This window comes from Streptomyces sp. NBC_01260 (assembly GCF_036226405.1).
GTDB lineage: Bacteria > Actinomycetota > Actinomycetes > Streptomycetales > Streptomycetaceae > Streptomyces > Streptomyces laculatispora.
The window spans coordinates 1,828,380-1,851,017 of the sequence record NZ_CP108464.1 but is presented as its reverse complement, the minus strand read 5'-3'; the positions used below and the strand labels follow the sequence as shown (position 1 = coordinate 1,851,017).

19 protein-coding genes are annotated in these 22,638 nt (G+C 70.1%); 11 read left to right on the top strand and 8 right to left on the bottom strand.

The features are described from left to right. Positions 1 to 177 precede the first annotated feature (177 nt). From OG322_RS08050 to OG322_RS08035, 4 genes are all read right to left on the bottom strand, one after another. Complete coding sequence (locus OG322_RS08050) at positions 178 to 1,068, bottom strand: amino acid ABC transporter permease (protein ID WP_123462740.1); 891 nt, start codon at positions 1,066 to 1,068, stop codon at positions 178 to 180. Further along, complete coding sequence (locus OG322_RS08045; protein ID WP_123462742.1) at positions 1,065 to 1,730, bottom strand: amino acid ABC transporter permease; 666 nt, start codon at positions 1,728 to 1,730, stop codon at positions 1,065 to 1,067. The genes OG322_RS08050 and OG322_RS08045 overlap by 4 nt, the downstream gene beginning before the upstream one ends. A 74-nt stretch (positions 1,731 to 1,804) precedes the next feature. Continuing rightward, positions 1,805 to 2,647, bottom strand: a complete 843-nt coding sequence (locus OG322_RS08040; protein ID WP_123462744.1) for a glutamate ABC transporter substrate-binding protein — start codon at positions 2,645 to 2,647, stop codon at positions 1,805 to 1,807. 69 nt (positions 2,648 to 2,716) lie between these two features. Continuing rightward, entirely contained in the window at positions 2,717 to 3,505 is a 789-nt protein-coding gene (locus OG322_RS08035) for an amino acid ABC transporter ATP-binding protein (RefSeq protein ID WP_123462746.1), read from the bottom strand. Between the two features lie 317 nt (positions 3,506 to 3,822). Here OG322_RS08035 and OG322_RS08030 point away from each other — a divergent pair, with 317 nt between their 5' ends. Beyond that, positions 3,823 to 4,515 (top strand): response regulator transcription factor, encoded by a 693-nt coding sequence (locus OG322_RS08030; protein WP_123462748.1) that lies wholly within the window; start codon positions 3,823 to 3,825, stop codon positions 4,513 to 4,515. 15 nt (positions 4,516 to 4,530) lie between these two features. Then, a complete protein-coding gene (locus OG322_RS08025; RefSeq protein ID WP_329306253.1) occupies positions 4,531 to 5,925 on the top strand; it encodes a sensor histidine kinase in 1,395 nt (464 codons plus the stop codon). 46 nt (positions 5,926 to 5,971) lie between these two features. On the opposite strand, the gene OG322_RS08020 is transcribed toward OG322_RS08025, so the two are convergent. Next, on the bottom strand, positions 5,972 to 6,973 hold the full coding sequence (locus tag OG322_RS08020; RefSeq protein ID WP_266410837.1) for a TAXI family TRAP transporter solute-binding subunit: 1,002 nt from the start codon (positions 6,971 to 6,973) through the stop codon (positions 5,972 to 5,974). A gap of 135 nt (positions 6,974 to 7,108) precedes the next feature. Between OG322_RS08020 and miaB the strand changes: the two genes are divergently transcribed. Both miaB and OG322_RS08010 read left to right on the top strand, forming a co-directional pair. Next, positions 7,109 to 8,629: a tRNA (N6-isopentenyl adenosine(37)-C2)-methylthiotransferase MiaB gene (gene miaB / locus OG322_RS08015; protein ID WP_123462754.1), complete on the top strand. Its 1,521-nt coding sequence runs from the start codon at positions 7,109 to 7,111 to the stop codon at positions 8,627 to 8,629. Positions 8,630 to 8,745: 116 nt separating this feature from the next. Then, complete coding sequence (locus OG322_RS08010; RefSeq protein ID WP_123462756.1) at positions 8,746 to 9,459, top strand: class III extradiol dioxygenase subunit B-like domain-containing protein; 714 nt, start codon at positions 8,746 to 8,748, stop codon at positions 9,457 to 9,459. A 111-nt stretch (positions 9,460 to 9,570) separates the two neighbouring features. On the opposite strand, the gene OG322_RS08005 is transcribed toward OG322_RS08010, so the two are convergent. Continuing rightward, the gene (locus OG322_RS08005) at positions 9,571 to 9,807 is read right to left on the bottom strand and encodes an antitoxin (RefSeq protein ID WP_123462759.1); all 237 of its coding nucleotides are present in this window, start codon (positions 9,805 to 9,807) and stop codon (positions 9,571 to 9,573) included. A gap of 240 nt (positions 9,808 to 10,047) precedes the next feature. On the opposite strand from OG322_RS08005, the gene miaA reads away from it, so the two are divergent. The 6 genes from miaA (at position 10,048) to hflX (ending at position 18,084) form a co-directional block, all read left to right on the top strand. Further along, positions 10,048 to 10,986 (top strand): tRNA (adenosine(37)-N6)-dimethylallyltransferase MiaA, encoded by a 939-nt coding sequence (gene miaA, locus OG322_RS08000; RefSeq protein ID WP_329306252.1) that lies wholly within the window; start codon positions 10,048 to 10,050, stop codon positions 10,984 to 10,986. Between the two features lie 107 nt (positions 10,987 to 11,093). Continuing rightward, entirely contained in the window at positions 11,094 to 11,534 is a 441-nt protein-coding gene (locus OG322_RS07995) for a hypothetical protein (protein WP_123462763.1), read from the top strand. A 99-nt stretch (positions 11,535 to 11,633) separates the two neighbouring features. Further along, on the top strand, positions 11,634 to 12,506 hold the full coding sequence (gene dapF / locus OG322_RS07990; RefSeq protein ID WP_124285382.1) for a diaminopimelate epimerase: 873 nt from the start codon (positions 11,634 to 11,636) through the stop codon (positions 12,504 to 12,506). A gap of 229 nt (positions 12,507 to 12,735) precedes the next feature. Next, the gene (locus tag OG322_RS07985; RefSeq protein ID WP_123462767.1) at positions 12,736 to 14,850 is read left to right on the top strand and encodes a RelA/SpoT family protein; all 2,115 of its coding nucleotides are present in this window, start codon (positions 12,736 to 12,738) and stop codon (positions 14,848 to 14,850) included. 116 nt (positions 14,851 to 14,966) lie between these two features. Further along, the gene (locus tag OG322_RS07980; protein WP_123462769.1) at positions 14,967 to 16,430 is read left to right on the top strand and encodes a M1 family metallopeptidase; all 1,464 of its coding nucleotides are present in this window, start codon (positions 14,967 to 14,969) and stop codon (positions 16,428 to 16,430) included. Positions 16,431 to 16,563: 133 nt separating this feature from the next. Next, complete coding sequence (hflX, locus tag OG322_RS07975; RefSeq protein ID WP_124285383.1) at positions 16,564 to 18,084, top strand: GTPase HflX; 1,521 nt, start codon at positions 16,564 to 16,566, stop codon at positions 18,082 to 18,084. A gap of 80 nt (positions 18,085 to 18,164) precedes the next feature. On the opposite strand, the gene OG322_RS07970 is transcribed toward hflX, so the two are convergent. Next, a complete protein-coding gene (locus tag OG322_RS07970) occupies positions 18,165 to 19,334 on the bottom strand; it encodes a trypsin-like serine peptidase (protein WP_123462773.1) in 1,170 nt (389 codons plus the stop codon). Positions 19,335 to 19,630: 296 nt separating this feature from the next. Beyond that, a complete protein-coding gene (locus OG322_RS07965; protein ID WP_329306251.1) occupies positions 19,631 to 20,860 on the bottom strand; it encodes a trypsin-like serine peptidase in 1,230 nt (409 codons plus the stop codon). Positions 20,861 to 21,231: 371 nt separating this feature from the next. On the opposite strand from OG322_RS07965, the gene OG322_RS07960 reads away from it, so the two are divergent. Next, the gene (locus OG322_RS07960; RefSeq protein WP_123462777.1) at positions 21,232 to 22,611 is read left to right on the top strand and encodes a diaminobutyrate--2-oxoglutarate transaminase family protein; all 1,380 of its coding nucleotides are present in this window, start codon (positions 21,232 to 21,234) and stop codon (positions 22,609 to 22,611) included. The last annotated feature ends 27 nt before the right edge of the window (positions 22,612 to 22,638 follow it).

The window sequence follows — 22,638 nt, the reverse complement described above, 5'->3', positions numbered from 1 at the left end:
TCGGCCCACGGGGTCGGGGACGGCGGCGACGGGGATGCGGCGGCGTAGGGGGCTCGATGCGCGATCACAGAACGTATGCAACCTACTGCCGGTGCTTGCGTCAAGTGACACCGGAACGCGGCGAGGGGCGGTGGCGAATGCGCCACCGCCCCTCGCGGGATGTCTACCGACGAGCCGTCAGGCGGAGGTCGAGTCCATGACGAGCACCGGCTCACCGACCGTCGTCGGTGCGCCCTTCTTGCCGTCGCTCTTCTTCCGTTGCCGCAGCCGCCGCTCCAGCCAGCTCGCGAACGAGGTGAGGGAGAAATTCACCGCGATGTAGATCAGGGCGATGACGGTGAAGCACGCGATGGTGTTCGCCCCGTAGTTGGCCGACATCGGCCGGACGGACGCCAGCAGTTCGGGGAACGTCATCATCGCGCCACCCAAGGCGGTGTCCTTCACGATGACCACGAGCTGGCTGACGATCGCGGGGAGCATCGCGGTGACCGCCTGAGGCAGCAGCACGAAGACCATCGTCTGGCCCTTGCGCATGCCGATCGCCTTGGCGGCGTCGGTCTGCCCCTGCGGGAGGGTCTGGATGCCGGCGCGCACGATCTCGGCGAGCACCGACGCGTTGTAGAGCACCAGTCCGGTGATCACGGCGTACAGGGGACGGGTGTCGGTGCTGATGCTCGTGTACTCGGAGTACATCGCGTTTGCGATGATCATCAGGATCAGCACCGGAATGGCCCGGAAGAACTCCACCACCACACCGGACGGCGCCCGCATCCACCGGTGGTCCGAAAGCCGGCCGATACCGAACAGGGCTCCCAGCGGCAGCGCGATGATCAGCGCGAAGAACGCCGCCTTCAGCGTGTTCCAGAGCCCTGGCCAGAGGTACGTCTCCCACGGCTGGGAGCTGGTGAAGAAGGGCTTCCACTTGATCCAGTCGAGCTGGTGCTTGGAGGCGAGGCCGTCGTACACCCACCACACCACGACCGCGGCGACGAGGACGAACAGGACCGTGTAGAGGATGTTGCGCCGTTTGGCGCGCGGTCCCTGGGCGTCATAGAGGACGGAGCTCATCGCTTCACCGCCACCTTCTTGCTCACCCAGCCGAGAAGAAGGCCGGTGGGGAGGGTCAGAACGATGAATCCGAACGCGAAGATGGCCGCGATCAGCAGAAGTTGGGCCTCTGCCTCGATCATGCCCTTCATCAGGTACGAGGCCTCCGCCACACCGATCGCGGAAGCGACCGTGGTGTTCTTCGTCAGCGCGATCAGCACGTTGGAGAGCGGGTTGACGACCGAGCGGAAGGCCTGCGGGAGGATGATCATCCGCAGTACCTGAGTGAAGCTGAGGCCGAGAGCGCGAGCCGCTTCGGCCTGGCCGACCGGCACCGTGTTGATCCCGGATCGCAGTGCTTCGCAGACGAACGCTGCCGTGTACGTGCTCAGAGCGAGAACCGCGAGCCGGAAGTTGATGTCGGTGAAGTCACTGGCACCGAGCTTGACGTTGAGCGTCTGGAACAGGCCCAGCGAAGAGAACACAATGATCACGGTCAGCGGAATGTTCCGGACCACGTTCACATAGCCGGTCGCGAAACCGCGCATCAGGGGGACCGGGCTGACCTTCATGCCGGCCAGCAGCGTTCCCCATATGAGGGAGCCGAGGGCGGAGTAGACGGTGAGTTGCACCGTCACCCAGAAGGCCCCCAGCAGGTCGTAACCATCAAGAAAGTCGAACACGATCTCCCGCGCTTCCGCGTGTAGGAGGGCACGGCGCGCCGCCGTCAGTGGCGGCGCGCCCGGTCAGCCCTGCTTCACTTGACGACGTTGCCGATCTTGGGGGCGGGCTCGTTCTTGTAGCCCGCCGGACCGAAGTTGGCCTTCACGGCCTTCTCCCACGAACCGTCCGAGACCATCTTGGTCAGCGCGTCGTTGATCTTCTTCTTGAGGTCGGCGTCGCCCTTCTTCAGGCCGATGCCGTAGTTCTCGTTGGTCATCTTGAAACCGGCCAGCTTGAACTTGCCCTTGTTGGCGTCCTGCGAGGCGTAGCCGGCCAGGATGCTGTCATCCGTGGTCAGCGCGTCAACGGCGTTGTTCTCCAGGCCGGTCAGGCACTCCGAGTAGCCGCCGTACTCCTGGAGCTGTGCCTTCGGGGCCAGCGTGTCGTGGACGTTCTGTGCCGAGGTCGAGCCGGTGACCGAACAGAGCTTCTTGTTGTTCAGATCCTTCGGCGACTTGATCGAGGTGTCGTCCGCGCGGACCAGGATGTCCTGGTGGGCGAGGAGGTACGGACCCGCGAAGTCGACCTTCTTCAGCCGCTCGTCGTTGATCGAGTAGGAGGCGGCGATGAACTTGACGTCACCGCGGTCGATCGACGTCTCGCGGTCGGCGCTCTTGGTCTCCTTGAAGTTGATGTCCTTGGCGTCGTAGCCCAGTTCCTTGGCGACGTACGTGGCGACATCGACGTCGAAGCCGGTGAACTTGCCGTCCGGGGTCTTCAGGCCGATACCCGGCTGGTCGATCTTGATACCGATCGAGATCTTCTTGCCGCCGCCCGAACCGGACGAGTCGTCCTTGTCGTCGGAGCCACAGGCGGTGGCGGTCAGGGCGAGGGCGAGCACGGCGGCCGAGGCGGCGGTGACCTTACGAAGCTGCATGGTGAAATTCCCTAGAGTTGACGCGATGTGAGTGATCAGCCGGTCCGGAGACCGGCGCTGAAGGCTCCATCAGTGGTGAAGGATCTTCGACAGGAAGTCCTTGGCCCGGTCACTGCGCGGGTTGCTGAAGAACTGGTCGGGCACGGCCTCTTCGACGATCTTCCCGTCCGCCATGAAGACGACCCGGTTCGCCGCTGAGCGGGCGAAACCCATCTCATGGGTGACGACGACCATGGTCATGCCGTCGCGGGCGAGCTGCTGCATGACCTCCAGCACCTCGTTGATCATCTCCGGGTCGAGCGCGGAGGTCGGCTCGTCGAACAGCATGACCTTGGGGTCCATCGCCAACGCCCGTGCGATCGCCACACGTTGCTGCTGGCCACCGGAGAGCTGGGACGGGTACTTGTCGGCCTGGGTCGCCACGCCCACCCGGTCGAGCAGCGAACGCGCCTTGTCCTCGGCCGCCTTCTTCTCCGTCTTGCGGACCTTGAGCTGGCCCAGCATCACGTTTTCCAGCACCGTCTTGTGGGCGAAGAGATTGAACGACTGGAAGACCATGCCGACATCGGCACGCAGCCGCGCCAGCTCCTTGCCCTCCTGGGGCAGCGGCTTCCCGTCGATCGAGATCGCGCCCGAGTCGATCGTCTCCAAGCGGTTGATCGTGCGGCACAGCGTGGACTTCCCGGACCCCGAGGGCCCGATGACGACCACGACCTCGCCACGGGCGATCGTCAGGTCGATGTCCTGGAGCACATGCAGCGCGCCGAAGTGCTTGTTGACGTTGCTCAGCACGACCAGGTCGTCGCCGGCCGCGGGTGCAGCGTCCTCGGCGCCCTTGGTCACTGAAACTCCGCTCATCGGCTTCTTGCTCCGTCCTCCTCGGTTGGGAAGGACCCTAGTGACGCAGTGCGACCAGCGTCATTACATCTGAGCGGAAATTGAGCATAACGATCCGGCCGCAACCGGACACTCCGTGTGAACGGGACGTCACGCGGGCCGTCCGGGCGTACCGGGTGCATAACGGAAACACGGATGCAACGGGCGGGCACTTGACTGGCCCACCGGTCATCGGAGTGGATGCCTTGATACACCCTGACGTGAAACACCTCGATACGGGGAAGTGACCAGGGGCGTACGCGATCGCACCGACACCGCACCTTTCGGAGAGGGGGGCCATGAGACTGCTGCTCGTCGAGGACGACAACCACGTCGCCGCCGCCCTGTCCGCCATCCTCGGCCGGCACGGCTTCAAGGTGGTGCACGCCCGCAGCGGCGAGGAGGCCCTCCAGGCCCTCCTCCCCGCGGATACGGAACCCTTCGGCGTCGTACTCCTCGATCTGGGGCTGCCCGACCAGGACGGCTACGAGGTGTGCGGGAAGATTCGCAAGCGCAGTTCCGTGCCGGTGATCATGGTGACCGCACGGGCCGACGTCCGCTCGCGGATCCACGGGCTGAACCTCGGCGCGGACGACTACGTGACCAAGCCGTACGACACCGGCGAGCTCCTCGCCCGTATCCACGCCGTCAGCCGGCGCAAGCCGGCCGCTGAGGAGACCGGGCCCACGCCCGTCGCCGCGCTGCGGCTGGGCCATGTCCACATCGAGCTGCCCACCCGGCGGGTCAGCGTCGACGGGAGTGAAGTCCAGCTCACCCGCAAGGAGTTCGATCTCCTCGCACTCCTCGCGCAGCGGCCCGGTGTGGTGTTCCGCCGGGAGCAGATCATCAGCGAGGTCTGGCGCACGAGCTGGGAGGGGACGGGGCGCACGCTTGAGGTGCACGTCGCCTCCCTGCGCGCCAAGCTGCGGCTTCCCGCACTGATCGAGACCGTGCGCGGGGTCGGCTACCGACTCGTCGCCCCGTCCGCGTAGAGGCGTACGTCTCCGGTGCGCACCAGGCTGCTTCCGCTGCTCATCGTTCTCATGGCGAGTGTCCTGCTCGCGCTCGGCTTCCCGCTGGCCGTCAGTGTGGCCGCGGCTCAGCAGCAGGGCGTCGTGATCGACCGGATCGACGACACGGCACGCTTCGCCGCCCTCGCCCAGTTCATCACCGAACGTACTCACGGCTACGACGAACGGCGGCGCACGCTCCAGACGGAACTGGAGACGTACGACTCCGTCTACGGCATCCGGGCGGGTGTCTTCTACCGTGACGACTCCGCGATGGCGAAGGCCCCGGCGACCTGGCGGCTGCCGGTCGAGGGCGAGGGCCGCGAGGCGTTCAACGAGGCGCTGCTCGGCCGTCGAAGCCACGATCCGCCGCAGGTCTGGCCCTGGCAGGACGGCCGGGTGGTCGTCGCCTCGCCCGTCGTGCGCGACGGCGACGTGATCGCCGTCGTCGTCATCGACTCGCCCACCGCGCAGATGCGTTCCGACACGCTCCGCGGCTGGCTGGTGATCGCGGCGGGCGAGGTGGTCGCGATGCTGGTGGCCGTCGGCGCGGCGATCCGGCTCACCGGCTGGGTGCTGCTCCCGGTGCGGACCCTGGACGTGGCCGCCCACGACATCGCCAGCGGCCGGATGCGGTCCCGGGTGGCGGCCTCCGGCGGGCCGCCGGAACTCAGGCGGCTGGCCCGTTCGTTCAACGAGATGGCCGACAACGTCGAGGACGTGCTGGAACAGCAGCGCGCCTTCGTCGCGGACGCCTCGCACCAGTTGCGCAACCCGCTGGCCGCGCTGCTGCTGCGGATCGAGCTGCTTGCCCTCGAACTCCCTGAGGGCAACGAGGAGATCGCCTCCGTGCGCACGGAGGGAAAGCGCCTCGGCCAGGTCCTCGACGATCTGCTCGACCTGGCGCTGGCCGAGCACGCCGCAGCCGATCTCCAGCTCACGGACATCGGCGCACTCACCGCCGAACGTGTCTCGTCCTGGCGACCGGTGGCCGAGGAGAAGGGCGTACGGCTGAGGGCGGACGGCGCCCCTGCCGTCACGGCCTGGACGGACCCCATCGCCCTGTCCAGCGCACTCGACGCCATCATCGACAACGCGCTCAAGTTCACCCCCGCCGACGAGGAGGTCCGGGTCACGGTCGCCTCGGGGAGCGAATGCGTCACGGTCGTCGTCGCGGACCGCGGACCAGGTCTCACCGAGCAGGAGCTGGAGCGCGTCGGAGACCGCTTCTGGCGCAGCTCCCAGCATCAGAACGTGCGGGGGTCCGGCCTCGGCCTCTCCATCTCGCAGGCGCTCCTGGCCGCGAGCCGCGGCTCCCTCTCCTACGAGCGGCACGAACCGCACGGGCTGCGGGTGACGGTGTCGGTGCCGCGCAACGGGCCGCACGGCTGAGACGGCTGAGACGGCTGAGTCGACCGCGCGGCGGCCGGGCCGGGTCTCAGGGTTTGACCGAGCGGTAGTAGCGCCTGGCCCCTTCGTGCAGCGGCAGCGGATCGGTGTAGATCGCGGTCCGCAGATCCACCAGCTGCGCGGCGTGCACCTCGCGCCCGATGCGGTCCCGGCTGTCGATCACGGTCCGGGTGAACGCCTCGGTCATCGTCGCGTCCGTACGGTCGGTGGTCACCAGCACATTGGCCACGGCCACGGTGGGCACCGCCTGGCCCTGCTGCGCGTTGCGGTAGGCGTCGGCGGGCATCACGGCCGAGCGGTAGTAGCGGGTGGAACCGCCCGCCGCCTGGAGTTCCTTGATCAGCGGGTCCTCCAGCGGGACGAGCCGGATCGCGAACCGGTCCGAGAGATCCGCCACCGCGGTGGTCGGCAGCCCGCCGGACCAGAAGAACGCGTCGAGCTTGCCGTCCTCCAGCAGCTTCGGCATGGTGTCGATGCCCGCCGGTATCGCCGTCACGTCGTTGACCGGGTCCAGGCCGGCGGCCGTCATCAGCCGGTCGGCGACCAGCCGCACCCCCGACCCCGGCTGCCCGACCGCGACCTTCTTGCCGCGCAGGTCCGCGACCTTGCGGATCTCCGAGCCCCGGTCCACGACCAGCTGGATGTAGTCGTCGTACAGCCGGACACAGCCACGCAGCCGCTCGGCGCCCGGCTTCCCGTCGCGCAGATAGGTGGCTACGGCGTCGGTGGTCGCGATGGTGAAATCGGCCTTGCCCGTCGCCACCCGGGCGATGTTCTGCTGAGATCCCTCGCTGGTCTGGAGCTGTACCGACACATCGGGCAGGTCCTTGGCGAGTGCGCCCTTCAGCCGCTCGCCGTAGCGCTGGTAGACGCCGCTGCGGACCCCGGTGCTGAACGACAGGCTCCCGCTCGGTGTGGACTCCCCGAGCGGGAGCAGCCACCACAGGAGCAGCCCGAGCACGACGACGAGGGCGGCGCCGGCCCGCAGGGAGCGACGCCGGCCGATTCGGGACAGTGCCGCCGGGAGCATGGCGGCGATCCTGCCAGGTGGTTCCCGGCCGTGGCCAGGGGTGCCGACGGATCTCCCGGCCGACGCGACGGCCGGGAGAACCGTCCGGGAGCCGCCCGCGGCGGGAGGTGTCCGGGCAGCGCCTACCCTTGTCGCATGAGCAGCGGCAACCGGAGCGAAGCAGTGGACGTCAGAAAAAGCTACGAGGTGCGCACCTACGGGTGCCAGATGAACGTCCACGACTCCGAGCGGCTGTCGGGGCTGCTGGAGGACGCCGGCTACGTACGGGCGCCCGAGGGCTCCGACGGAGACGCGGACGTCGTCGTCTTCAACACCTGCGCGGTGCGGGAGAACGCCGACAACAAGCTCTACGGCAACCTCGGCCGGCTCGCCCCGATGAAGACGAAGCGCCCCGGGATGCAGATCGCGGTCGGCGGCTGTCTCGCCCAGAAGGACCGGGACACCATCGTCGCGCGGGCTCCCTGGGTCGACGTCGTCTTCGGTACGCACAACATCGGCAAGCTGCCCGTGCTGCTGGAGCGCGCCCGTATCCAGGAGGAGGCGCAGATCGAGATCGCCGAATCCCTGGAGGCGTTCCCCTCGACGCTCCCCACCCGCCGCGAGTCCGCGTACGCCGCCTGGGTCTCCATCTCCGTCGGCTGCAACAACACCTGCACCTTCTGTATCGTCCCGGCGCTGCGCGGCAAGGAGAAGGACCGCCGGACCGGCGACATCCTGGCCGAGATCGAGGCCCTGGTCGCCGAGGGCGTCTCCGAGATCACCCTGCTCGGCCAGAACGTGAACGCGTACGGCTCCGACATCGGCGACCGCGAGGCCTTCTCCAAGCTGCTGCGGGCCTGCGGGCGGATCGAGGGCCTGGAACGGGTCCGCTTCACCTCGCCCCACCCGCGTGACTTCACGGACGACGTGATCGCCGCGATGGCCGAGACCCCGAACGTGATGCCGCAGCTCCACATGCCGATGCAGTCCGGCTCGGACACGATCCTGAAGGCGATGCGGCGCTCGTACCGGCAGGAACGCTTCCTCGGCATCATCGAGAAGGTGCGCGCCGCGATGCCGGACGCCGCGATCTCCACCGACATCATCGTCGGCTTCCCCGGTGAGACCGAGGAGGACTTCGAGCAGACCATGCACGCGGTCCGGGAGGCGCGGTTCGCCAACGCCTTCACGTTCCAGTACTCCAAGCGCCCCGGCACCCCGGCCGCCGACATGGAGGGGCAGATCCCCAAGGAGGTCGTCCAGGAGCGGTACATGCGCCTGTCCGTTCTCCAGGAGGAGATCTCCTGGTCGGAGAACAAGAAGCAGGTCGGCCGCACCCTGGACGTCATGGTCGCGGAGGGCGAGGGCCGCAAGGACGGCGCGACCCACCGGCTGTCCGGCCGCGCCCCCGACAACCGCCTGGTCCACTTCACCAAGCCGGACCAGGACGTACGGCCCGGCGATGTGGTGACCGTCGAGATCAGTTACGCCGCCCCGCACCACCTGCTCGCCGAGGGCGCACCCGTCGGGGTGCGGCGGACCCGCTCCGGGGACGCCTGGGAGAAGCGCAACGCCGCCGCGGCCGCCAAGCCCGCCGGCGTGATGCTGGGCCTGCCCGGGATCGGTGCCCCGGCACCGCTGCCCGCCGCCTCGGCACCGGGTTGCGGCTGCGACTGACGGACGCCACCACCCGCGCGCCGGGACGGCGGCACCGCTCCGTCAGCAGGGCGTACCGCTCCCGGGGCGTCAGCGTGCCGAGGGGAACGCGACGCCCAGCCAGTACGCTGCCCACCATGCTTGTCGCCGCCGCTGTCTGCCCCTGTCCGCCCCTGCTGGTCCCCGACGTCGCCGCCGGTGCCGCGCCAGAGCTCGACGCCGCGAGGACCGCGTGCAGCGACGCACTGGGCGTGCTGGCCGCCTCCCGGCCCGATCTGCTGATCGTGATCGGCCCGGCGGACCTCACGGGCAGCGGGCCCCGTCCCGAGGGCGCCACCGGCACCTTCGAGGAGTTCGGCGTCGATCTCGCGGTACGGCTCGGGCGGGACCTGGGCACGGCCGCCGGCCGGCCTCTTCCGGCGTCGCTCGCCGTCGGCGCCTGGCTGCTGGCCCGTACCGGGTGGGCGGATGCCCCGGTCGAGGCGCTGGGCGTGGTCGAGACCCTGGAGACCGGCCGCTGCACCGACACGGGGCGGGCGCTGGCCGCCCGGGCGGACCGGGTCGCGCTGCTGGTGATGGGCGACGGCAGTGCCTGCCGCACCGTCAAGGCCCCGGGCTACCTGGACGAGCGCGCCACGGAGTTCGACGCAGCCGCCTCGCGCGCGCTGGGCGCGGCGGACACCGGTGCGCTGATCGCGCTGGACGAGGCGCTGGGGCACGAACTGAAGGCCGCGGGTCGCGCACCCTGGCAGGTGCTCGCGGGGGCCGCGCAGGGGGTCGGTCTGGACGGCCGGCTGCTGTACGACGACGCGCCGTACGGTGTGGGCTACCTGGTCGCCGCCTGGTCCTGACCCTGCGGCGGCTTTGACCGCGAGGTGGCCCCGGCCGGGTCCGCTGCGGACGCACGAGGGCCGCGGAGCGATGCCGCTCCGCGGCCGTCACGGTCTCCTGCCGGACCGGGGTCAGGAAGCGGGCGGCGTGGTGCCCCCGTCCTTGTGGGACAGCCGCTCCACCGCGTCCTTGGCCTTCTGGGTGCCGGACACGATCTTGTCGCTGTACTTGCCCTTGGTCTTCTCGTCCACCGTCCGCGCGGCCTTTTCGAGCCCCTCGTCGATCTTGCCCCCGTGCTGCTGCGCGAGGTCGCTGACCTTGTCCTTCGCCGGGCTCAGCTTCGCCTTCAAATTGTCCATGAAGCCCATCGGACACCTTCTCTGCTGGGGGACTGCCTGCGGGTGTTCTCTCCGGCCCGGATACCCGCCGCGCTGTCGCGCACTCTCCCGGCCGCGGCATCGGCGGTCGTGGAGGACGATCGGCAGAACCGTGAGAAAACGTCCATATGTACTCGACATTTTACTTGACAGGGCATCCGAACGCGCCACGGTCCCGGCTGTCACGTCGTCCATTGGGGAACAGGCCCCCGGGTTTGCGAGACTGTCGCAGTGAGAAGTCCAGCTCCCGCACCGCGGGTCATCGCCGTCGTCGGTCCCACCGCAGCCGGAAAGTCCGACCTGGGGGTGTTCCTCGCCCAGCAGCTCGGGGGCGAGGTGGTCAACGCCGACTCCATGCAGCTCTACCGGGGGATGGATATCGGCACCGCGAAACTGACACTCGCGGAGCGCGCGTCCGTCCCGCACCTGCTGCTGGACATCTGGGACGTGACCGAGGCCGCCAGCGTCGCGGAGTACCAGCGGCTGGCCCGCACCGAGATCGACCGGCTGCTCGCCGAGGGCCGTACCCCGGTCCTGGTGGGCGGCTCCGGCCTCTACGTGAAGGGCGCGATCGACGCCCTGGAGTTCCCGGGAACGGATCCCGCCGTCCGGGCCGCGCTGGAGGCGGAGCTGGCCGAGCGGGGCTCCGGCGCGCTGCACGACCGGCTCGCCGCGGCGGACCCGGAAGCCGGCCGCGCCATCCTGCCGGGCAACGGGCGGCGCATCGTCCGGGCCCTCGAAGTCATCGAGATCACAGGCAAGCCCTTCACCGCCAACCTCCCCGGTAACGATGCGGTCTACGACACCGTTCAGATCGGCGTCGACGTGGCCCGCCCCGAACTCGACGAGCGCATCGCCCTGCGGGTCGACCGGATGTGGGACGCGGGACTGGTCGACGAGGTGCGCGCCCTGGAGGCGCGGGGGCTGCGGGACGGACGCACCGCCTCCCGGGCGCTCGGCTATCAGCAGGTGCTCGCCGCGCTGGCCGGGGAGTGCACCGAGGACGAGGCGCGCGGTGAGACGGTGCGCGCCACCAAACGGTTCGCGCGCCGCCAGGACTCCTGGTTCCGCCGCGACCCGCGCGTCCACTGGCTGAACGGCGCCGCGGCGCACCGCGGGGAACTCCCGGGCCAGGCGATGGCGTTGGTCGAACGAGCGGTTACAGCCTGATCACGTGATGGCATCGGGAAGCCCTGCCCGTCAGTTCGGCGACCTGCGGCGTGCCATCATCGAGCATCGATCGACCAGTGGAGTCCGAGTTGGGAGGGCGCGTGGCGATGGAGGCCGGCCCTCGCGACACGGAACAAGACGCACCGGACACGCAGCACGAGGCAGGACGCTTGAGCCCCGACGGGCCCGATGAGCTCGATGTGACCCCCGAGGTCGAGGTAGAGCTTCGCCCCGCCCGCCGACTGCGTATCTGGCAGCTCGCGCCGATCGTCACCCTCGCCGCGCTGGGATCGCTGATGTTCGCCTTCCCGCTCGCCTTCGAGTTCGGTGACGGCGGCGCGGTCGTCGCCATGCTGGGACTGCTGATCAGCTGCTGCGCCGCGGGCTGGGGCATGATGGCCGCCCGCCGCGTCGGACACACCTGGCCCGGACTGCCGTCCAAGGGCTCGGGGGAGCGCCCCGACTGGCGCGTGATCATGCTCTACGTCGCCGTGTGCGCGGCGCTGGTCGCGCTGGCTGTGTGGCGCGTGGCGCGACTGCGTTCCTGAGACCGGGCCGGACCCGGCCCTGCCGGCGGCAGGGCCGGAGCCCCTCCACGCGGGCGGCCGGTTCACGGCGCTGTCGGCGCAGCCTCGTACAGTTGTCCCGTGACCACCTCGCAGATCGCCTTCCTCAAGGGCCACGGCACCGAGAACGACTTCGTGATCGTTCCGGACCCGGACAACGCCGTCGACCTGCCCGCCTCCGTCGTCGCCGGGCTCTGCGACCGCCGGGCCGGTATCGGCGGGGACGGGCTGCTGCACGTCGTGCGGTCCGCCGCCCACCCCGAGGCGCGGGCCATGGCCGACGAGGCCGAGTGGTTCATGGACTACCGCAACGCGGACGGCTCGATCGCCGAGATGTGCGGCAACGGCGTACGGGTCTTCGCCCACTACCTCCAGCGCTCCGGCTCGGTCGAGGAGGGCGATCTGGCGGTCGCCACCCGCGGCGGGGTGAAGAAGGTGCACCTCGCCAAGGACGGCGACATCACCGTCTCCATGGGCCGCGCGCAGCTCCCGGCCGCCGGAGTCACGGTCACCGTCGGGGACCGCAGCTGGGACGCCCGCAACGTGAACATGGGCAACCCGCACGCGGTCGCCTTCGTCGACGATCTGGCGCACGCCGGTGATCTGCTCTCCGAGCCGGCCTTCGGCCCGGCCGCGGTCTACCCCGACGGGGTCAACATCGAATTCGTCGTGGACCTCGGCCCCCGCCATGTCGCCATGCGCGTTCATGAGCGCGGCTCGGGGGAGACCCGGTCCTGCGGCACCGGCGCCTGCGCCGTGGCCGTCGCGGCGGCCCGCCGGGACGCGGCCGATCCCGCGCTGACCGGCACCCCGGTCACCTACACCGTCGACCTCCCCGGCGGCACGCTGGTGATCACCGAGCACCCGCACGGCGAGATCGAGATGACCGGACCGGCCGTCATCGTCGCCGAGGGCAAGATCGATCCGGCCTGGCTCCACACGCTGAACGGCTAGGTCCTTCGCCTGGATCAGGTGGGTTCAGGGTGGATCGGGGTGCGGTGCCGGCCCCGTGAGCCAGGCAAGATCCAAACGAGGGGCCCTGGGGCTTCGCTCGAATGGGTGATCCGTTTCACGCTGGGCGAGAGCTGGACTCCGCCACGTGGTGGGGTCGGTAGCATCAAGCACCGGCCCGGAGGCGCGACCGCACCTCCCCACCGCCGGTCGACGCCGCCGGAGGTGCCCCATGAGCGCAGAGGCCACCAACCCAGGTGCTCCCATCCGCAGACGGGGCCGTCCCCGGATCGACCTCCGCAGGCTGGGGCGGGTCGCCCTGCTCGGCCCGGTCTCCCGGGACCGGCTGCCGGACGCCATCGGCCATGTCGCCGAGGCGCACCGGGCCCACCATCCAGACGCCGACCTCACCGTCCTGCGCCGGGCCTACGTCCTCGCGGAGTCCTCGCACCGCGGACAGATGCGCAAGAGCGGCGAGCCGTACATCACACACCCGCTCGCGGTCACCCTGATCCTCGCCGAACTCGGCGCCGAGACCACGACGCTGACCGCGTCCCTGCTCCATGACACCGTCGAGGACACCGAGGTGACCCTCGATCAGGTGGGGGAGCAGTTCGGCGACGAGGTCCGCTACCTGGTCGACGGCGTCACCAAACTGGAGAAGGTCGACTACGGCGCGGCGGCCGAGCCCGAGACCTTCCGCAAGATGCTGGTGGCCACCGGGGACGACGTCCGGGTGATGTCGATCAAGCTCGCCGACCGGCTGCACAACATGCGCACGCTCGGCGTGATGCGCCCCGAGAAACAGGCCCGGATCGCCAAGGTCACCCGCGATGTACTGATTCCGCTCGCGGAACGGCTCGGCGTGCAGGCGCTCAAGACCGAGCTGGAGGATCTCGTCTTCGCGATCCTCCACCCCGAGGAGTACGTACACACCCGAGCCGTGATCTCCGCCGCCACCGCCGCGGCGGACCCGCTCACCGCCATCGCCGGGAACGTCGCCTCGGTGCTGCGGGAAGCCGGTATCCCCGCCGAAGTCCTTGTCAGGCCACGGCACTTCGTCTCCGTCCACCGGGTCAGCATCAAACGCGGCGAACTGCGCGGCACCGACTTCGGGCGGCTGCTGGTGCTCGTCGGCGAGGACGCCGACTGCTACGCGGTCCTCGGTGAACTCCACACCTGCTTCACCCCGGTGATCTCCGAGTTCAAGGACTTCATCGCGGCCCCGAAGTTCAACCTGTACCAGTCGCTGCACACCGCGGTGGTGGGCCCCGAGGGCGAGGTCGCCGAAGTCCTCATCCGCACCCACCGGATGCACAAGGTCGCCGAGGCGGGGGTCATCGCGCTCGGCAATCCGTACGCCGCGGACAGCGGTGCGCAGACCGTCGAGCCGACCGACGGCGAACGCGCCGACCCGACCCGGCCCGGCTGGCTGTCCCGGCTCCTCCAGTGGCAGCAGTCCGCGACCGACCCCGACACCTTCTGGACCACACTGCGCGCCGACCTCGCCCAGGACCGCGAGATCACGGTCTTCCGCACCGACGGCGGCACGCTCGGCCTGCCCGCGGGCGCCAGCTGCGTCGACGCCGCCTACGCGCAGTACGGGGACGCGGCGCACAGCTGTATCGGGGCACGGGTGAACGGCAGGCTGGCCACGCTCGGCACCCCGCTCGGCGACGGCGACACCGTACAGCTGCTCCTCACCGAGGACGCCGCGTCGGGGCCCTCGCCCGGCTGGCTCGACCACGCCCGGACCCCCACCGCGCGCATCGCGATCACCGGCTGGCTCGACGCCCACCCGCAGGATCCGGAGACCGTCCACGGCAGCCGGCCCGCGGACCCCAGACCCGGACCGCAGCCCGCGCCGCCCGGATCCGCGGGGCCGGCCGGCCGTAGCGCGAGCGCCCTGGTCGAACGGTCGGGCGCCACCGTGCGGCTCGCCGGCTGCTGCACCCCCGTACCGCCCGACGACGTCACCGGCTTCACGGTGCGCGGCGGCGCGGTCACCGTCCACCGGCTGGCCTGTCCCGCGGTGGCCCGCATGGAGGCCGTCGGCCGGGTGCCGGTCGCGGTGAGCTGGGGCGATGCGTCCGAATGCCGGGTGACGCTGGTCGCGGAGTCCTTCGGACGGCCCCGGCTGCTGGCCGACCTCACCGAGGCGATCGCCGGAGCGGACGCGGCGATCATCTCCGCCACCGTCGAACCGCCCAGTGAACAGCGCGTGCGGCACACCTACACCCTGCAACTCCCCGACGCCGCAGGACTGCCCGCGCTGATGCGCGCGATGCGTGACGTACCGGGGGTGTACGACGTGAGCCGCGCCCAGCACCCGGCCGCCGTTCTCTGACCCCGGCGGGCTCCCGGCCCCGGCCGGCAGGCATCGTCCGCCACCGCGGATCTCGTTCGAGTGGCGGGGCGCGCGCCGTCCCGCGAGGGGCGGGGCAGCGCTGGTAGCCGTAGTCCATGCCGTTCCTCTCCCGCCGACTGCGTGCCGCTCTGCTGGCCACCGCATCGGCCACTCTCGTCGCCGCCACCCTGCCCGCACCGGTGCCGCTCGGTATCGGTGACCCGCTCTTCCCCCACCTCGGCAACCCGGGATACGACGTACTCGCCTACGACATCGGACTCGACTACCCGGGCAGCAACAGCGAACCGCTCGAAGCCGTCACCACGATCGACGCGCGGACGACGGGGCCGCTGGACCGGATCAACCTCGACTTCACCCGGGGCACCGTGCACTCCGTCGAAGTCAACGGCCTGCGCGCCGGCTTCGCGGTCGAGGACGAGGACCTGATCGTCGAGACGCCCGGCCGGCTCCCGGCCGGCGTGCCGCTGCGGATCACGGTCCGGCACACCAGCGATCCCCGCGGGGAGCAGAACAGCGGCGGCTGGGTGCAGACCGCCGACGGGCTCGCCATGGCCAACCAGGCCGACGCCGGGCACCGGGTCTTCCCCGGCAACGACCACCCGGCCGACAAGGCGTACTTCACCTTCCGGATCACCGCCCCCCAGGAGTTGACGGTGGTGGCCAACGGGCTGCGCACCGGGCGTACCCGGCACGGCGACCGCACCACCTGGACCTACCGCACCGACCACCCGATGGCCACCGAACTGGCCCAGGTCAGCATCGGCAAGTCCGCCGTCGTGCGGCGGACCGGGCCGCACGGACTGCCGGTGCGCGACGTAGTGCCGGCCGCCGACCGGAAGCGGCTGGAACCGTGGCTGAAGAAGACACCCGGGCAGCTGGCATGGATGGAGAAGCAGGTCGGCCGCTACCCCTTCGAGAACTACGGCGTGCTGATCGCCGACACCGACACCGGCTTCGAGCTGGAGACCCAGACCCTGTCGCTCTTCGAACGCCGCCTGTTCACCGACGGCGGCTTCCCCGAGTGGTACGTCGACTCGGTCATGGTCCATGAGCTGGCACACCAGTGGTTCGGCGACAGCGTCTCGCCGCGCACCTGGTCCGATCTCTGGCTGAGCGAGGGGCACGCCAGCTGGTACGAGGCACGCTACGCGCAGGAGCACGGCGACAAGCCGCTCGAACGCCGGATGCGTGACGCCTACACCAGGTCGGACGGCTGGCGCGCCGACGGAGGCCCGCCCGCGCGCCCCGACGCGCCGGCCCCGGGCGAGAAGATCAGCCTGTTCCGGCCGGTGGTCTACGACGGCAGCGCGCTGGTCCTGTACGCGCTCCGCCAGGAGATCGGCCACCGCGCCTTCGACCGGCTGGAGAGGCTCTGGGTGCGCAAGCACCGCGACTCCAACGCCGCCACGGCGGACTTCACCCGGCTGGCATCCCAGGTGGCGGGACGCGACCTGACCGCGTTCTTCGACGGCTGGCTGTACGGGACGAGTACGCCGCCCATGCCGGGCCACCCGGACTGGCACAGCACCGCACCGTCGGGCGGGGGGAAACCCGCGTGACGGGCCGGGCGCGCCATGCCACTATCGACAGGTCGCCACGGCGGCCGGACCGGAGCGTTCCCCGTGCGGGAATCATCCGGGGAGGTCACGCGTTGTGACTGCTGTAGACCACTTCTATCGACGTAAGGATCCAATGACCTCCTCTTCTTCCCTTCCCCAGGACGCGCAGGACGCGCAGAGCGCCACGGAGAACGTCACCGAGAGCCTCACCGAGCCCCTCCGGGCCGACGCCCTGATGGAAGAGGACGTCGCCTGGAGCCACGAGATCGACGGAGAGCGGGACGGCGAACAGCTCGACCGCTCCGAGCGCGCCGCCCTGCGGCGAGTGGCGGGACTCTCCACCGAGCTCGAGGACGTCACCGAGGTCGAGTACCGGCAGCTGCGCCTGGAGCGTGTGGTGCTGGTCGGTGTGTGGACCTCGGGCACCGTGCACGACGCGGAGATTTCGCTCGCCGAGCTGGCGGCTCTCGCCGAGACGGCCGGAGCCCAGGTGCTGGACGCCGTCTTCCAGCGCCGCGACAAGCCGGACGCGGCCACCTACATCGGTTCCGGCAAGGCCCTGGAGCTGCGCGACATCGTCCTCGAAAGCGGGGCCGACACCGTCGTCTGCGACGGTGAGCTGAGCCCCGGCCAGCTGATCCACCTGGAGGATGTCGTCAAGGTCAAGGTGGTCGACAGGACCGCCCTGATTCTCGACATCTTCGCCCAGCACGCCAAGTCCCGTGAGGGCAAGGCGCAGGTCTCGCTGGCACAGATGCAGTACATGCTGCCGCGGCTGCGCGGCTGGGGTCAGTCGCTGTCCCGTCAGATGGGCGGCGGCGGTTCCAGCGGCGGTGGCGGCATGGCGACCCGTGGTCCCGGTGAGACCAAGATCGAGACGGACCGGCGCCGGATCCGCGAGAAGATGGCGAAGATGCGCCGGGAGATCGCGGAGATGAAGACCGGCCGCGAGATCAAGCGCCAGGAGCGCAAGCGCAACAAGGTGCCTTCGGTCGCGATCGCGGGCTACACCAACGCCGGTAAGTCCTCACTCCTCAACCGGCTGACCGGCGCGGGCGTGCTGGTGGAGAACTCGCTGTTCGCCACCCTCGACCCGACCGTGCGCCGGGCCGAGACGCCGAGCGGCCGGATCTACACGCTGGCCGACACCGTCGGATTCGTACGGCATCTGCCGCACCACCTCGTCGAGGCGTTCCGCTCCACCATGGAGGAGGTCGGCGAATCCGACCTGATCCTGCACGTGGTGGACGGCTCGCACCCGGTGCCCGAGGAGCAGCTCGCCGCCGTGCGCGAGGTGATCCGCGAGGTCGGCGCGGTGGACGTGCCCGAGATCGTGGTGATCAACAAGGCGGATGCCGCGGATCCGCTGGTGCTCCAGCGGCTGCTGCGCATCGAGAAGCACGCGATCGCGGTGTCGGCCCGGACCGGCGCCGGAATCGATGAGCTGCTCGCGCTCATCGACAGCGAACTGCCGCGGCCCTCGGTCCAGATCGAGGCGCTCGTGCCGTACACCCAGGGCGGACTCGTCTCCCGGGTGCACGCCGAGGGTGAGGTGATCTCCGAGGAGCACACATCGGAGGGCACCCTGCTCAAGGCCCGGGTGCACGAGGAACTGGCTTCGGACCTCGCCCCGTTCGTGCCCGCGGTGCACTGACCGCGGCGCAGCACCGTACGGACCGACGGCCCGCTCCCCATCCAGGGAGCGGGCCGTCGGCCGTTCGTCATGCGGCGTCGTCACTGACCGCCGAACTTGTCGCTCATCATCGTGAAGATCTGCTCGGCGCCCTGGCCCAGGTGGGGCCCGGCCAGCCAGCCCGAGGTCACCGGGCCGATGGAGGTGTTGGAGACCAGTGCAGGCTTGCCGTCGTCGCCCTTACTGAACCAGCCGCCGCCGGAGGAACCGCCGGTCATGGTGCAGCCGATGCGGTACATCGTGGGGGTGCCGGGGCTGATGGAGAGCCGGCCGGGACGGTCGACGCACTTGTGCATGATCAGGCCGTCGTACGGCGGGGCGGCCGGGTAGCCCCAGGCGCCCATCGCGCTGATCCGCTCGGCCCCGGGGGCGTCGAAGTCGACCGCCAGGGCGTTGCCCACGGTCTCCTCCAGGGACTTCGTGCCCTTCTCCGGCTTCACATGCAGGACCGCGTAGTCGTACGGTGCGCCCTCGCCGCCGGTGGGGCCGCCGTCGGCCAGCCACTCGCCGGAGGTGGTGGCCCAGTCGGCCCAGTAGGCGCCGTACGGGGCGATCTCCTGGGGCTGCGCGTTCCGCAGCGCGGCGGCGTCCTTGCCCTGGTCGTTGTACGCGGGGACGAAGACGATGTTGCGGTACCAGCCGCCCTTGGAACCGGCGTGCACACAGTGGCCCGCGGTCCACACCAGGTTGGACCTGCCCGGGTTCTTCGGGTCCTTGACGACCGTGCCCGAGCAGACCATGTGGCCCTCGGGGGAGTCGAAGAACACCTTGCCGACCGGGGCCGCGTAGTCGTGGTACGGCGTCTTCTCGCGCTCGGCCCTGACCGGCTTCGGCTCGGGGTCGCTGACGCCCTGGTCGCCGGAGAAGTCACCGGCGGACATGGTCTTGGCCGGGTCCTTGGCCGACTTCATCCGGTCGGGCTTCCACAGCCCGTCGATGACCGGGTTCACGAAGTCCTTGGCCTCACGCAGCCACTTGTCCTTGTCCCAGTTCTTCCACTCGCCGTTCTTCCACTTCTCCGGGTCGACACCGTGCTTCTTCAGCGTGTCGGCCAGACCGGCGGACAGCCCGCCGTCGGCGCCGGTACCGGCGGACTCGGTGGCGGCGGGCTTGTCGGCCGCCTGGTCCTCGCCCGGACCACAGGCCGTCGCGGTCAGCGCCAGTGCCGCGACGAGGCCGGTGGCTGCGAGCAGCGGACGTATGGATCGCATGGAAAAGATTCCCCCTGAAATCTAAAAATGGCATGAGCGTGTCATGCGAAACGCCGGTCGGACCGGCGGTCGGTGATGATGCGGGATCACCCTATGACGGCCGGAACCGAGGTTCTTGCCACCGGCCGGTGCGCGGGTGGCGGGCGAGGTCCACGGGCCGGGGAGCCGGACGCGGCGGGGCCCGGAACAAGGTCCGGACAGGTCAGGGGCCCTCGGCTCCGGCGGACAGCCTTCCCGCCGGAGCCGAGGGCCCCTGACCGGCCGTCACCCGTGGCTGAACGGGTGACGGCCCGTCCTCACTGTCCCGCGTACTTCTCGCTGACCGAGTCGTAGACGCCCTTGGCCTCCTTGCCGAGGCGCGGTCCGGCCAGCCAGCCGGCCGTCACCGGCCCGATGGAGGTGTTCGAGACCAGCGCGGGCTTGCCGTCCTGGCCCGCCGCGACCCAGCCGCCACCGGAGGAACCGCCGGTCATGGAGCAGCCGATGCGGTACATCGTCGGGTCGTCCTTGGTGAGCGAGAGCCGGCCCGGCTTGTCCTCGCACTGGAACATCTTCTGGCCGTCGTACGGCGGAGCGGCCGGGAAGCCGGTAGCCGTCATATCGGCGATCTTGGGTACGGCCGGGGCGTTGAACTCGACCGGCAGGGCCGAACCGACCGTCTCCTCGAGGGACTTTCCGTTCGAGCCCTTCTCCGGCGTCACGTGCAGCACCGCGAAGTCGTACGGAGCGCCCAGACCACCGGCCGAGGAACCCTGGTCGATCCACTGCTCGGAGGTCTGTGCCCACGAGCCCCACCACACGCCGTACGGGGCGACCTTCTCCTTGGGCGGGTTGTTCCGGAGCTCATCGGTCGACAGACCGCTGTTGTTGTACGACGGAACGAAGGCGATGTTGCGGTACCAGCCGCCCTTCTTGCCCGCGTGGACACAGTGGCCGGCGGTCCACACCATGTTGGACTTGCCGGGGTGCGCCGGGTCCTTCACCACGGTCGCCGAGCAGACCATCGATCCCTCGGGGCCGTCGAAGAACAGCTTCCCGGACTCGGCGGCGCTGTCGTGGAACGGGGCCTTCACGCCCACAGCCCGGACCGGCGCGGGGGTCGGGTCGGTCACGCCCTCGTCACCCGAGATGTCGTTGTCGACGGGCTTCTCGGGCGGCTTGTCGGCGTCCCGCATCCGGTCCGGGTCCCAGAGGCCCGCGATGATCGGATTGATGAAGTCCTTGGCCTCACGCAGCCACTTGTCCTTGTCCCAGTTCTTCCACTCGCCGTTCTTCCACTGGCCGAGGTCTATCCCGTGCTCCTTGAGCCGGTCCTTGAGATCGTCCGGGACGGTGATCTTGTTGTCCGACGTCTGGCCCGCGGAGCTGCTGTTCGGCTCGGCGCTCGCACCGTCGTCGCTCGGCCCGCAGGCGGTCGCGGTGAGCGCGAGGACGGCGGCGACCGCCGCGGTGGCGAGCACGGGAGAGGCGGAGCGACGGGCGCTCCCTTCGCGGCGCGTGGTGGCTGCTGGTCGAATGAGTCGCATCTGGTGATCCCCCTGGGACTTCGTAACTCAACGCTTCTGTAACGCACTTGTGCACGGCGCACCGGACTCGCTTACGGCACACCGGCAGTTCCCCGGATGGCGATCTGAGACTGCTCCGGAGGCGCCGCGACCGCCGGGAAGCTGTCCCGGAGGCTCGGCGCGGTCCCCCACTATGCCGGTGCCGGTCCGGACGGTGCGCGGCAGGGGCATGGTTCCGTTCCGCAAGGATCTTCAGATTTACCCGTGATCCGCTGCGTCCTGGGTCGTTGGTACGTACGGGGGACACACGGACAGAATTCACCCCCGCGGTCCGTCCCTGCGGAATCGTGCTGACGTGCAACGCAACTGTTACAGCGGGAGGATCAAGAGTCGTGGCCGTGACCGAACCAGCTCCGGCGGCACCGCCGGCGGCGTACGAGGGAATCCTGCGCCGCCAGGCGATGCGCGAGTCGGCCGCCCGCACCTACGCGCGGTCGCTGCCGATCGTCCCGGTACGGGCCAGGGGCCTGACCATCGAGGGTGCGGACGGGCGGCGCTATCTCGACTGCCTCTCCGGAGCCGGGACGTTGGCCCTCGGCCACAACCACCCGGTCGTCCTGGAAGCGATCAAGAAGGTCCTCGATTCGGGCGCACCCCTGCATGTGCTTGACCTGGCCACTCCGGTCAAGGACGCCTTCACCACGGAGCTGTTCGCCACGCTGCCGCGTGAGTTCGCCGACAACGCGCGGATCCAGTTCTGCGGACCCGCCGGTACGGACGCTGTCGAGGCGGCCTTCAAACTGGTCCGCGCGGCCACCGGACGCAGCGGTCTGCTCGCCTTCACCGGCGCCTATCACGGCATGACGGCCGGCGCCCTCGCGGCATCCGGCGGCGCCGAGGACGTACGGGTGACGCGTCTTCCGTACCCGCAGGACTACCGCTGCCCCTTCGGCATCGGCGGCGAGCGCGGCGCGCAGATCGCCGCGCGGTGGACCGAGAGCGTGCTGGACGACCCCAAGAGCGGAACACCCGCGCCGGCCGGAATGATCGTCGAACCGGTACAGGGCGAGGGCGGCGTCAACCCCGCCCCGGACGGCTGGATGCGCCGGATGCGGGACATCACCGCGTCCCGGTCCATCCCCCTGATCGCGGACGAGGTCCAGACCGGCGTCGGCAGGACCGGTGCCTTCTGGGCCGTCGAGCACAGCGGGGTCGTTCCCGATGTGATGGTGCTGTCCAAGGCCATCGGCGGCTCCCTCCCGCTCGCTGTGATCGTCTACCGCTCCGAACTCGACACCTGGCAGCCCGGTGCCCACGCGGGCACCTTCCGCGGCAACCAGCTCGCGATGGCGGCAGGCACGGCCACCCTCGCCCACGTCCGGGAGAACCGCCTCGCCGAGCGGGCCGCAGTCCTCGGCGCCCGGATGCTGGCGAGCCTGCGGGCACTCGCCGCTGACCACCCGTGCATCGGCGACGTCCGCGGCCGGGGCCTGATGATCGGCGTGGAACTCGTCGACCCCGAGGCGGCCCCGGTGGGCGGAGGGAGCGAGGCACCGCCCGACCCGGTGCTCGCCGTCGCCGTCCAGCAGGAGTGCCTGCGCCGCGGTCTCATCGTCGAACTCGGCGGCCGTCACTCCACGGTCGTACGCCTGCTCCCTCCCCTCACCCTCACCGACGAACAGGCAACGGCGGTCGTCGACCGCCTTGCCGATGCCATGGCAGCCGCGGAGCGCTCACCGCGCCGACGGACCGCGACCGGATCGATCCGCTGACCCCGGACACCACCACAGGAAAGACCG